Here is a 13,095-nt window from a genome sequence, read left to right on the forward strand (position 1 = left end):
GGAATAATGATGAAAGATTTAATTACTAGAATAAAAGAAAGTGCAGAATTTATAAAATCAAAGACTAGTGTTGAACCTAAGATAGGATTAATCTTAGGTTCAGGACTTGGAGTATTAGCAGATGAAATAGAAGATGCTGTTAAGATAAAGTATGAAGAGATACCTAATTTCCCAGTTTCAACAGTAGAAGGTCATGCAGGACAGCTTGTAATAGGTAAATTACAAGGGAAAGATGTTGTAGCAATGCAAGGAAGATTCCATTTTTATGAAGGATATACTATGGAAGCTGCTACATTCCCAGTAAGGGTTATGAAGGCTTTAGGAGTAGAAACAATTGTTGTAACAAATGCTGCAGGTGGAGCTAACAAAACTTATGTACCAGGAGATTTAATGATAATAAATGATCATATAAATCTTGGTGGAAATAATCCTCTTATGGGACCTAATAACAAGGATTTAGGAGTCAGATTCCCAGATATGTCAACAGCTTATACTCCAGAACTTGTATCTCTTGCTAAAGATGCAGCTAAAGAATTAAATATGGATGTTAAAGAGGGAGTTTATACATACTTTACTGGACCAACTTATGAAACTCCAGCAGAAATAAGAATGGTTCAAGCTATAGGTGGAGATGCAGTTGGAATGTCTACAGTTCCAGAAGTTATAGTTGCTAGACATTCAAGCCTTAAGGTATTAGGTATATCTTGCATAACTAATATGGCAGCTGGAATACTAGATCAACCTTTAGATCATGATGAAGTTATAGAGACTACTCAAAGAGTTAAAACACAATTCATATCTTTAGTAAAAAATATATTACACAAAATGTAGTCGCATATAATATAAGTATTAAGATTATATTATTACTGAAATTTTAAATGAAGCTAGATCGAGATTTATCAGATTATAGCATTACTAAAAGGAATAGTGAGAGAGGTGTAATAGATATGAGAATATATGATATTATAAAGAAAAAAAGAGATGGACTTGAGTTATCAAAAGAAGAAATAAACTTCTTTGTAGATGGATATGCAAAATCAGAAATACCTGACTATCAAGCCGCTGCTCTTATAATGGCTATATTTTTACAAAAGATGACTAAACAAGAAACTGTTTATTTAACAGATGCAATGATGAGATCTGGTGATGTTATAGATTTATCAAAAATAGATGGAATAAAAGTCGACAAACACAGTACCGGCGGAGTTGGAGATAAAACTACTATAACTTTAGCACCTCTTGTAGCATCTTGTGGAGCACCTGTTGCAAAAATGTCTGGAAGAGGTCTTGGACATACAGGAGGAACTCTTGATAAACTTGAGTCTATACCTGGGCTTTCTATAGAAATGAATCAAGATAAATTTACAGATAATGTGAATTCTCACAAAATAGCTGTGTGTGGTCAAACTGCAAAAATAGTTCCTGCAGATAAAAAACTGTATGCGCTAAGAGATGTTACTGCTACTGTAGATAATATATCATTAATAGCTAGTAGCATAATGAGTAAGAAATTAGCTTCTGGATCTGATGCTATAGTTCTTGATGTTAAAACTGGTAGTGGTGCTTTTATGAAAGAGTTAGATGATTCATTTGATTTAGCTAAGGAAATGGTTGATATTGGAAATGGAATGGGCAGAGAGACTATAGGTGTTATTACAGATATGGATCAGCCGTTAGGTTTTGCAGTTGGTAATGCGCTTGAAGTAATAGAAGCTATTGAAACATTAAAAGGAAATGGACCACAAGATTTTACAGAACTTTGTCTTAACTTAGGTTCATATATGTTGATGCTATCTAAGGTTGCAAATACATATGAAGAAGGAAGAAAAATGCTAAAAGACTCTATATCTTCTGGAAAAGCTTTGGATAAATTAAGAGAATTTATAGAAATTCAAGGTGGAAATAAGGATGTAGTTGACAATTATGGCTTATTACCAGGAGCTACTAATAAGATAGAAGTTAAATCTACTAAAAAAGGTTATGTAAGCAAGATTGAAGCAGAAACAGTTGGTCTTAGTGCTATGATGCTTGGAGCAGGTAGAGAGACAAAAGAAGATGAATTAGATCTTGGAACTGGAATATTACTTGAGAAAAAAGTTGGTGATATGGTAGAAGAAGGAGAAACTTTGGCTTTTATGTATGTTAATGATATGAAAAAATTTGAAGCAGCTAAAGAAAGACTTTTATCAGCTTATACTATGTCAGACGAAAAGCCTGTTCAAAGAAAGCTTATTCGTGGAGTCGTTACTAAAGATGGAGTAGAAAGATTCTAATCGGAAGTAAAAAAATGTAAAAATATATTGAAAATATAGTTAATATATGCTAAAATTATAAAGAATAAAAGAGAAGAATCATGAAGGTTCTTTAACTTAAATAAAGTATTTAAAAATTAAGTCATGAAGGCAGCCTAAATAGGGCTGTCTTTATTTAAATTAGTCATGAAGTCTTAAATTAATCTATGAATAGATTGATATTATACTTCATGATTTTTTTTGAAAAAAATAGGTTAAAGGGGGATATTATTATGCATATGGCTGATGCCTTGATTTCACCTGCTGTAGGTGTAGGTATGTGGGGAGTGACACTAGCAGCTGCTACTTATTCAATTAAAAGGGTTCAAGATGAAATTGACGAAAAAAAGATACCTTTAATGGGGGTTATGGGAGCTTTTGTATTTGCATCACAAATGATAAATTTCACAATTCCAGGAACTGGATCTAGTGGACATTTAGGAGGAGGAATGCTTCTTGCCATACTACTTGGACCATATGCAGGTTTTTTGACTATGGCATCTATATTAATAATACAAGCTTTATTTTTCGCAGATGGAGGATTGCTAGCATTAGGATGTAATATATTTAATATGGGATTTTATACATGTTTTATTGGGTATCCTTTTATATATAAGCGTATTGTAAATAAGGGATATTCAAATAAAAATATATTTATAGCATCTATGATATCTAGTGTGATAGGCCTTCAACTTGGTGCATTTAGTGTTGTTATTGAAACTTTACTCTCAGGTAAGACTGACCTACCGTTTAAGACATTTGTATTATTAATGCAGCCAATACATCTTGGTATAGGAATAGTAGAAGGTCTTGTAACTGCTATGGTAGTTGGATTTGTTTATAAAGAACGTCCTGAAATTATAAAAAATGTGGTTTTAAGCAAGCGATTAGGGAACATTTCTATTAAAAATGTACTCTCTAGAATGATTATTGTGGCTGTATTAATAGGTGGAATTTTATCTTGGTTCGCTTCTTCAAATCCAGATGGACTTGAATGGTCTATGATGAAAACATCTGGTAAAGAAGAATTAGAGGCTACTAATAAAATTCATAAAACGCTTGAGAATATTCAAGAAAAAAGTGCATTTTTACCTGATTACTCTTTCAAGTTAAGTGAAGATGAATCAATGCAAGAATCTTGGCCTGCTGTAAGTAGTGGAACGACTGTTTCTGGATTAGTTGGAGGCTGCATGACTTTAATTTTATCTACAGCAACTGGATTTGTTATATACAAGTTTAAGAAAAGAAAAAAAGAAAGTGCAGCTTAAATTATGAAAAATATGATAGGTTCATTGTATAATATTAAGTTACTTGATGAGCTATCAGAGAAAAAGAGTACTATACATAATATACATCCTCTCGCTAAATTAATTACTACTATCGTATTCATATTAATTACTGTATCTTACGATAAGTACGATATAAGTAGATTAATGCCTTTATTTTCATACCCTATACTTGTAATTATTATAGCAGAGATTCCTATAAAACCAATTCTTAAAAGAGTATTTATAACATTACCATTTGTAATAGGAGTAGGTATTTTTAATCCTATATTCGATTCAAGATATATGATAGTACTAAAGTGGATTCAAATATCAGGGGGATGGATTTCTTTTATATCTATACTCATCAAATGCATATTGACAGTTTCATCAGTATTTATACTTATAGCTACAACTGGAATTAACGGTATAGCATTAGCTCTTAGGATAATGAAGGTTCCTAAAATATTCGTAATGCAGATTACCTTAACATATAGATATATAACATTGTTGATTGAGGAGGTCTACACTATAGTTTCAGCATATTCAATTAGATCTTTATATGAAACGGGGATTAATTTTAAAGTATGGGGACCGCTTATGGGAAACTTACTTATTAGGACTATAGATAAATCACAACGTATATATCAAGCTATGTGCTGTAGAGGATTTTTAGGAGAGTATAATATAGGAAAAGAAAATATTATAAAAACTAAAGATGCTGTTTATATATGTTTATGGATTAACTATTTTATATTAGTACGATATTTAAATATTACAAATATAGTTGGATTAATGATAACAGGAGGACTGATATGAGTGATCATATTATAAAAGTAAATAAATTAAATTACATATATCCTGATGGAAATAAAGCTTTAAAAGAAATAACATTTAATATAAGAAAAGGAGAGTCTGTTGGAATTATAGGATCAAATGGTTCCGGCAAATCAACATTATTGATGAATTTGGTCGGTGTTACATTTCCCAATAGTGGTGAAATTAGTATTGATGATATTTCTGTACATAAGAATACATTAAAAGATATAAGAAGAAAGGTCGGTATGGTTTTTCAAAATTCAGATGAGCAGTTGTTTATGACTACTGTTTACGATGACGTAGCTTTTGGACCTCGTAATTATAAGCTATCTGAGGATGAAGTTGAATTTAGAGTTAAAACGTCTCTTGAAAAAGTAGGAATATCTCACTTGATAAATAAAGCTCCATATAGACTTTCAGGAGGTGAAAAACGTTCAGTCGCAATTGCAACAGTTTTAGCTATGAACCCAGATGTTTTACTGATGGATGAACCTACAACTGCACTTGATCCAAGATCTAGAAGAAGATTTATAAATCTTTTGAAAGATTTTTCACATACTAAAATAATTACTAGTCATGATCTTGATATGATTTTAGAAATATGTAATAGAGTTATTGTATTGAATGAAGGCTGCATTGTAGCAGATAGATCTACTTTAAGTATTTTTAAAGATGATAAATTAATGCAAATGTGCGGCCTTGAAAAACCATTGAGTATGCAAAATTGTTATGTATGCGGATCTGGGAAAAAAGTTATATAGATGAGATAGAGAAAAGAGTAGGTTTAACCTACTCTTTTTTTTGAATCAATAAGTTGCATATTGTAAAAAAGAGTCTAAAATTATATAATAATATAGATGTATAAAAAAGTTCTTCTTTAAAACATCTTAAATGTAAAATTTTAAAGTTTATATTGTTTACCATTTGATACATAATAACATAAATATGTTAAATTTAATAAAAAAGAGGTAATAATATGAAAAAAGTATTTATTATGTGTATTTTTACTGTACTTATTATAGCATCGGGGTTAGTCTATTTTAATATACAAACAGGTCCGTATGATTCTAGTAGCGAAAAGCAAGTTCTAGTAGATATAAAAAAAGGATCTTCGCTTGATAGTGTTAGTGAAATACTTTTTGAAAAAAAACTTATCAAGAATAAATTATTTTTCAAAATAACTGCTAAGGTAAATAATATGGATACCGGAATAAAGGCTGGACTTTATAAGATTAATCAATCGTATTCAAATAAAGAAATATTGGATATACTAAATTCAGGTAAGGTATATAAAGATTTAGTTAAGATTACTATTCCAGAAGGTTTTGAAGCGCATCAAATTGCAGATAGGATCTCAGACTCGGGACTTGTTGATAAGGGCAAGTTTATGGATCTAGTAAATAATCCTTCTATTTTTAGTGAAAATTATACATTTTTAAATGAAGAAGATATACTATCCCTTGAAGGATATTTATTTCCAGATACGTATTTCTTTGATAAGAACTATTCTGAAGAAGACATTATAAATGTAATGCTGAAAAGATTTGATCAAATATATACTGATGAATATAAAAAAGCTCAAAATGAAAAAAATCTTACACTTAATCAAGTGATAACTCTTGCATCTATTGTAGAAAGAGAAGCTAGGTTAGATAAGGAAAGAAGTATAATAGCAGGTGTATTTTATAATAGAATTAATATAAATATGCCTCTTCAATCTTGTGCGACGGTTCAATATATATTGGGAGAGAGAAAAAGTAATTTAAGCTTTAATGATATAAAAATAGACTCTCCGTATAACACATATAAAAATTCAGGGTTACCTCCTGGACCAATAGCATCACCAGGTAAGAAATCAATAGAAGCTGCACTCTATCCAGAAAATGTAGATTATTTGTATTTTGTAGCAAAGAAAGATGGAAGTCATAGCTTTTCAAAGACATATAATGAACATCTAAAAAGAAAAGCAGAAAATGAAAGTGAATAGGTGGGAATCCACCTATTTATTTGTGTCATAGAAAGGATGATACTTTTGAGCAATATAGTAGATGAATTTGTAGAAGAATATATAAGAAATACATTAAAAGAAAGCGAAGCTTTTTTAAAGGAATTAGAGGATTATGCAAGTGAAAACTTAGTTCCTATAGTTCATAAAGAAGTTGCAGAACTTTTAAAAGTAACCTTAAAGATGAATAAGCCTAAGAGAATACTAGAGGTTGGATGTGCAATTGGCTATTCTTCTATGTTGTTTGCGAATACTTTAAATAAAGATTGCGAAATAATAACAGTAGAGAGAAATGAAAAAATGATAGAAAAAGCATCAGAAAACATTAAAAAATATGGATTTAAAGAGAATATAACAATACTCGAGGGAGATGCTGAGGAAAAGTTAAAAGAAGTAGATGGACAGTTTGATATGATTTTTCTTGATGCAGCTAAAGGTCAATATAAATTATTTTATGATTTAGTTATAGATAAATTAAAGCCTGGAGGAGTATTAATATCTGACAATATACTTTATAAGGGGATGGTTGCTAGTGATAAGTATGTTATCAGAAGAAAAAAAACAATAGTTAAGAGAATGAGAAGCTATCTAGACTATATAAGCAATTGTGATTATTTAGATACTAGCCTAATACCAATTGGAGATGGCGTGGCTTTAAGTTATAAAAAATATTAAAGAGGTGTTAATATGCAAAAGGTAGAATTACTAGCTCCAGCTGGAGATTTAGAAAAGTTAAAGATGGCCATTGAATATGGTGCAGATGCTGTATATGTTGGAGGAGAGTTTTTTGGACTAAGAGCAGGTGCTAAGAATTTCACTTATGAACAAATGCAAGAAGGTGTGAAGTTCGTTCATGATAGAGATAAGAAGTTATATGTAACGGTCAATGTTATACCTCATAATGAAGACTTCAAAGGATTAAGTGAGTACTTAAAGCAACTTGAAGAAATAGGAGTAGATGCTGTAATAGTATCAGATCCAGGTGTACTATCTGTTGTTAAAACTGTCATACCTGATATGGAGGTACATTTAAGTACTCAAGCTAACAATACTAACTATATGAGTGCTAAGTTCTGGTATAACCAAGGGGTTAACAGAGTAGTAACAGCCAGAGAACTTTCATTTGAAGAAATAAAAGAAATTAGAGATAACATACCTGAGGATATGGAGATAGAAGCGTTTGTACATGGTGCTATGTGTATATCATATTCAGGAAGATGTCTTATAAGTAATTATATGACTGGAAGAGATGCAAATAGAGGCGCTTGTGCTCATCCTTGTAGATGGGAGTATTCATTAGTTGAAGAAAAGCGACCTGGAGAGTATTTCCCAGTATATGAAGATGAAAGAGGTACATTCTTCTTTAATTCAAAAGATCTATGTATGATAGAGTATATACCTCAAATAATAGAATCTGGAATTAAAAGTCTTAAAATAGAAGGTAGAATGAAGACTTCTTATTATGTAGCATCTGTTATTAGAGCATATAGAATGGCTATAGATGAATATTATAAGAATTCTAAAAATTGGAAATTCAATCCTATGTGGCTTGATGAAATTAAAAAAGCTAGTCATAGAGATTTTACAACTGGTTTTTATTTTGATAAGCCAAAATCGGATGAGCAACATTATGGATCTAGTTCGTACATAAGAGATTATGATTTTATAGGACTTGTTAAATCTTTCGATGAAGAAGAAGGCATAGCAACAGTAGAACAAAGAAACAGAATGTTTGTAGGAGATGAAATAGAAATAATAGGTCCACACAAAGAGACTATTTACACTAAGATAGATAAAATGTGGAATGAAAAAGGGGAAGAAATAGAAGTAGCGCCTCACCCTAGACAGTTAATTAAAATCAAGTTTGATGCTTGTGTTAAAGAAAATTATATATTGAGAAAGGTGATAGACAATGAAAAATAGACCCCTGATAATAGGAATAACTGGTGGAACCGGTTCGGGAAAGAGTACAGTAAGTAAGGCTATAATAGAGAGTATACCGGAGGAAAATTTATCTATTATAGAGCAAGATGCTTACTATAAAGACCAAAGTCATCTTGAATTTGAAGAAAGATTGAAGACGAATTATGACCATCCATTTGCCTTTGATAATGAACTTTTAATAGGTCATTTAAATGATCTTTTAGATGTCAAGAGCATTAAAAAGCCAGTTTATGACTTTGAAAAACACACTAGAGATTTAGATAAATACACAGAAATTTTTTCAAAAGATATAATAGTTGTTGAAGGTATAATGATATTAGAAGATGAAAATCTAAGAAATATGTTGGATATAAAAATATTTGTAGATACAGATAATGATATTAGAATACTTAGAAGAATACAAAGAGATATAGAAGAAAGAGGAAGAACAGTTGATTCAGTAATAGATCAATATCTTTCTACCGTAAGACCAGCTCATATGCAGTTTATAGAGCCTTATAAGAAGTATGCAGATATTATAATGCCAGAAGGTGGCTACAACAGCGTTGCTATAGATATAGTTGTTGCTAAGATAAAATCTATAATAGAATCAAAAGTTAAAAAAGATGATTAAATAAAGTATTAACCCCTTGATAATTGGAAAAAATAATCCTTATCAGGGGGTGTTTTTTTGAGAAAAAAAAGTAATACAAAACAAAATAAAAGACTTTCGATAGTTTTATTTACTTTTTCATTTATATTCATATCGCTATTTGCAAGACTTATATACATACAAGGTTATAAAGGCAAAGAGTATTATGAAAGAGCTATAAGGCAAAGTGAAATTAAAATAGATCTGACTAGCAACAGAGGAACGGTATACGATAGAAATAATGTAGCACTTACAGATAATGAAAAGGAAGATATAGTTGTTATATTAAAGAGAAATTTTAATTTGGATAAAGAAAAAATAGATATACTAAAAAAAGTTACAAAGCTCTCTGAAAAGGAAATATATAATAAATTTGAGAGTAAAAGTGATTTAATAGAGCTTAAGATAAAGTATTTAAATGATGAATTGAGAAAAGAAATAGAAAATAAGAGTGCAATTTTAATAGTTAATAAAACATATAGGTATAGAAGTGAAAACATATTAACGCATGTTTTGGGATATATAAATAAGTATGAAAACAAAGGTGTAAGTGGAGTAGAAAAAGCTAAAAATAATTTGTTAAAAGACCAAAATAAAGAGTATGTAGAGGCTTTTGTAGATGCGAGGAAGAATGTAGTTCCTGGAAGTTTTAAAAAATATAAAAGTAAGGATATAAACCATAAAAACGTAAAATTAACTATAGATTATGATATACAAAGTATAGTTGAAAAAGCATTAGATAAAAAGCATAAAAATGGAGCAGTTGTAGTATCTGATGTTAATACAGGAGAGATACTGGCCATGGCATCAAGGCCGAATTTTAACCCAAATAAGGTAGAAGACTATATAGATAGCGAAAACCAAGAATTATTAAATAAAGCCATTCAATGTAAATACCCACCTGGATCTATATTTAAAATAATAGTAACACTTGCAGCGTTTGAAGAAGGTGTAGTAGATGAAGAAGAAAAATTCGAATGCAATGGATATATAGAATTTGATGGAATAAAGATAAAGTGTTGGGAAAGAGATGGACATGGAGAAGAAACATTTAAGGAAGCTTTCTATAATTCATGTAATCCTGTATTTGTTGAAGTAGGAAAGAGATTGGGAAGCAAAAAAATATTAGAAACTGCAAAAAGAATGGGATTATCAGATAAAGTAGATATAGGATTAGAAGAAGAAAAAGAGACTTCACTTCCAAAAGGAGATACAGTAAAAGGGAACGCTATAGGCAATATATCAATAGGACAAGGTGATATAGAAGTAACTCCTCTTCAAGTTAATCAGATGACTCAGATAATAGCTAATAATGGGGCATATAAAAAATTATATTTATTCGATTCTATACTAGATCAAAATATGAATGAGATCGAAAATCATAAAATAGAAAAAGACAAGGTAGTAATGTCTCCCTTTATAATAAATAGAACAAAGAAATTAATGGAAGGTGTTGTTGAAGCAGGTACTGCTAAAAATATAAAAGGGATACAAGGAAACAGTGCAGGAAAAACTGGTTCAGCAGAATATTACGTCAATGGCCAAAAATTTGTACATGGGTGGTTTACTGGGTATTATCCAGCAAAAGTGCCTAAATATGCAGTAACAGTATTTGTATATGATGGGAAATCAGGAGGAGGAGCTGCAGCACCAGTGTTTAAAGACATAATTGAAAATATAAATAATATTAAACAAGTACAGGCACAATAATATAAAGGCTTTCATATAATGTAAAGTGACTTATTATATATGGGGGGTGAATATATTGACAGCTACAAAATCGTTTCCAAATCCACTAACCCCTAAAGAGGAACTAGAATATTTAAAAAAGTTTAAACAAGGAGACCTAAGTGTCAAATCTATTCTAGTAGAAAGAAATCTAAGGCTAGTAGCTCATATTGTGAAAAAATATACTAATTATCAAGAAGATATAGAGGATTTAATATCTATTGGAACTATCGGACTTATAAAGGCAATAGAGACATTCAATATTGAAAAAGGCACAAGGCTTGCAACTTATGCAGCAAGGTGTATAGAAAATGAGATACTTATGAGCATAAGAGCGGGAAAAAAAAGTAAAGGAGAAGTATCTCTTCAAGATCCTATCGGTGTAGATAAAGAAGGGAATGAAATATCTTAAACCTTATATCAACTTCAAATTAAGGAGGTTTTATAGTGAAAAATATAGCTGTTGAAAGAACTATGTCATTTGTAAAAAATGACTTGAAAAGAGAAGGGTATCAAATAGATATAATAGATACTAATGAAAAAAACAATCCAAATTATTTAAACAATTTTGATGCATTATTAGTATCAGGGTCAAAATCAAACTTTATAGGAATTGAGATATCATCTACTAAAGTACCAGTGATAAAAGCTACAGGAAAGAGTATTGAAGATATAAAAGTTGAATTAAATAAAATATTTCATTAGAGGTTAAAAGAGTAGCTAATTAACTACTCTTTTGGTAATTTAGGATAAATTATTAACGTGAATTCATCGTTTCTTTTATGTTTTTCTTTTTTATATACAACACTATTTAGTACTGACTTTAATAATCTATTTTTTAATGCATTGCTATCTGTATTCTCATATACATCTAAAAGATGTGTGAATCTTGGGATACAACCCACATCGAATTTTTTAGAAATATCTACTAACTTACTATTAGTTTCATCTATAGAACTTTGTACATTTTTTATTTTTGTAGTTATTGAATTTAATCTAGACATATATGTAGATTCATCATATATATTTCGCTCTAGCAAATCATGTAAATTGTTATTTTGAATATTTAAATTACCTAACTCTTTTTTTAAGCTATGAAGTACATTCTTATATAATAACTTATCTTTATTTTTATCATCATTAGAATACATATTCAGATTAAATTCGTACTTTTTTAACCAATATCTTAAAGATAATATTAGTTTATTTTCTATATATATTAGCTTACTGCTCTTATTTGAACAATTTTTAGGACACATAATTTGAGAATCTCTATTTTTATATGGTCGAAGAACCATAGATGAATTGCAGTAAAAGCATTTAACAACTCCTGCTAGAGGATTTGAAATTTTAGTTCTTGAATTAAAGGGAGTATGAGAACGACTTGATAAAATCTTTTGAGCTTTTTCATAAGTTTTTGAAGAAATAATAGCTTTGTGTTTTCCCTGAACATCTATCCATTCTTTTTTAGGTCTCATTTTTGTTTCTTTATTTTTGCCTATTTCATTTGATTTTTTATTGACAGTTTTTCTCCACTGTATTCTTCCTGTATAGACATTGTTTTTTATTATTGAAAGAACTGATGCTGATGACCAATTTGAACCTGTATAGCTTTTGTAGTTCATAGCATTTAGCTTATCGGCTATCTTTTTAGATCCTAAATAATGATTCGTATATAAATCAAATATAATATTTACAACTACTGATTGTTCTGGGTGAGGAGTTAATGTTCTGTAATTGTCCTTATAACAAATTTCATATCCATATGGAGGAAGAGTTCCTAAATAATTTCCATCTTCAACACTTCTTATTCTACCATTTTGAAGACGTCTATTTATTATTTTAAGCTCTTTTCTAGCCATAAAGGCTTCAAATTCTGAATACTCTTCATCAAATTCATCTTCTAAATTGTATACTTTTCTAGGGGTTACTATCTTGGTATTAGAATTTTTGAATGTCTCAAGAATAAGACCTTGTTCTTTCATATTTCCTCTTCCAAGCCTATCTATATCCATACATAAAACACAATCATATAAATTGTTCTCAACATCTTTTAAAAGCTCTAGCATTTGAGGTCTGTGCATCAAGCTTTCTCCAGAGACAATTTCTTCTCTGATTTTTAATATATTTAAATTATTTTCTTGTGCATATTTAAGCAAAGCTTTCTTATGCTTTAGCAGTGTTTCTTTATCACCTTTTTTTTCAGCTTCTTCATCTGCTCTTGACTTTCTAAGATAAATACAAGTGTTGTTCATGAACATCGTCCTTTCTAAGATATGTATATATCAAAATTATATTTACGAAAATCAAAATATATGTATAGCTGAAAATAACGTTTGCTAAAAATATTAAAAGGGTATAATATATAAATAACAGCATACCACAAAATTTTTCAAAAAAGTGGTATGTTAA

General features: G+C 29.8%; 13 protein-coding genes. 12 read left to right on the forward strand and 1 reads right to left on the reverse strand.

Features of this window, described 5'->3' with window-relative positions:
- The first annotated feature begins 9 nt into the window (after positions 1-9).
- From M2214_RS05455 to M2214_RS05510, 12 genes are all read left to right on the forward strand, one after another.
- Entirely contained in the window at positions 10-831 is an 822-nt protein-coding gene (locus tag M2214_RS05455; protein ID WP_248483584.1) for a purine-nucleoside phosphorylase, read from the forward strand.
- Positions 832-947: 116 nt separating this feature from the next.
- On the forward strand, positions 948-2,273 hold the full coding sequence (locus M2214_RS05460) for a pyrimidine-nucleoside phosphorylase (RefSeq protein ID WP_248484781.1): 1,326 nt from the start codon (positions 948-950) through the stop codon (positions 2,271-2,273).
- Positions 2,274-2,524: 251 nt separating this feature from the next.
- Positions 2,525-3,559 (forward strand): energy-coupling factor ABC transporter permease, encoded by a 1,035-nt coding sequence (locus tag M2214_RS05465; protein ID WP_248483586.1) that lies wholly within the window; start codon positions 2,525-2,527, stop codon positions 3,557-3,559.
- 3 nt (positions 3,560-3,562) lie between these two features.
- Positions 3,563-4,375 carry a cobalt ECF transporter T component CbiQ gene (cbiQ, locus tag M2214_RS05470; protein ID WP_248483588.1) on the forward strand — a complete coding sequence of 271 codons (813 nt, stop codon included), beginning with the start codon at positions 3,563-3,565 and terminating at the stop codon, positions 4,373-4,375.
- Positions 4,372-5,136: an energy-coupling factor ABC transporter ATP-binding protein gene (locus M2214_RS05475; RefSeq protein WP_248483590.1), complete on the forward strand. Its 765-nt coding sequence runs from the start codon at positions 4,372-4,374 to the stop codon at positions 5,134-5,136. Before cbiQ ends, M2214_RS05475 begins: the two co-directional genes overlap by 4 nt.
- Positions 5,137-5,351: 215 nt before the next feature.
- Positions 5,352-6,362, forward strand: a complete 1,011-nt coding sequence (gene mltG, locus M2214_RS05480) for an endolytic transglycosylase MltG (protein ID WP_248483592.1) — start codon at positions 5,352-5,354, stop codon at positions 6,360-6,362.
- Positions 6,363-6,407: 45 nt separating this feature from the next.
- Positions 6,408-7,055: an O-methyltransferase gene (locus M2214_RS05485; RefSeq protein WP_248483594.1), complete on the forward strand. Its 648-nt coding sequence runs from the start codon at positions 6,408-6,410 to the stop codon at positions 7,053-7,055.
- Positions 7,056-7,067: 12 nt separating this feature from the next.
- Positions 7,068-8,303: a peptidase U32 family protein gene (locus M2214_RS05490; RefSeq protein ID WP_248483596.1), complete on the forward strand. Its 1,236-nt coding sequence runs from the start codon at positions 7,068-7,070 to the stop codon at positions 8,301-8,303.
- A complete protein-coding gene (gene udk / locus M2214_RS05495; RefSeq protein ID WP_248483598.1) occupies positions 8,293-8,937 on the forward strand; it encodes a uridine kinase in 645 nt (214 codons plus the stop codon). The genes M2214_RS05490 and udk overlap by 11 nt, the downstream gene beginning before the upstream one ends.
- Positions 8,938-8,994: 57 nt before the next feature.
- Positions 8,995-10,665 (forward strand): peptidoglycan D,D-transpeptidase FtsI family protein, encoded by a 1,671-nt coding sequence (locus M2214_RS05500; protein WP_248483600.1) that lies wholly within the window; start codon positions 8,995-8,997, stop codon positions 10,663-10,665.
- A 55-nt stretch (positions 10,666-10,720) separates the two neighbouring features.
- On the forward strand, positions 10,721-11,095 hold the full coding sequence (locus M2214_RS05505) for a sigma-70 family RNA polymerase sigma factor (protein ID WP_248483602.1): 375 nt from the start codon (positions 10,721-10,723) through the stop codon (positions 11,093-11,095).
- 35 nt (positions 11,096-11,130) lie between these two features.
- On the forward strand, positions 11,131-11,388 hold the full coding sequence (locus M2214_RS05510; protein WP_248483604.1) for a YkuS family protein: 258 nt from the start codon (positions 11,131-11,133) through the stop codon (positions 11,386-11,388).
- Between the two features lie 23 nt (positions 11,389-11,411).
- On the opposite strand, the gene M2214_RS05515 is transcribed toward M2214_RS05510, so the two are convergent.
- Positions 11,412-12,938 (reverse strand): recombinase family protein, encoded by a 1,527-nt coding sequence (locus tag M2214_RS05515; protein WP_248483607.1) that lies wholly within the window; start codon positions 12,936-12,938, stop codon positions 11,412-11,414.
- Between the last annotated feature and the right edge of the window lie 157 nt (positions 12,939-13,095).

It is taken from the genome of Tepidibacter aestuarii (assembly GCF_934924865.1).
Classification (GTDB): domain Bacteria; phylum Bacillota; class Clostridia; order Peptostreptococcales; family Peptostreptococcaceae; genus Tepidibacter_A; species Tepidibacter_A aestuarii.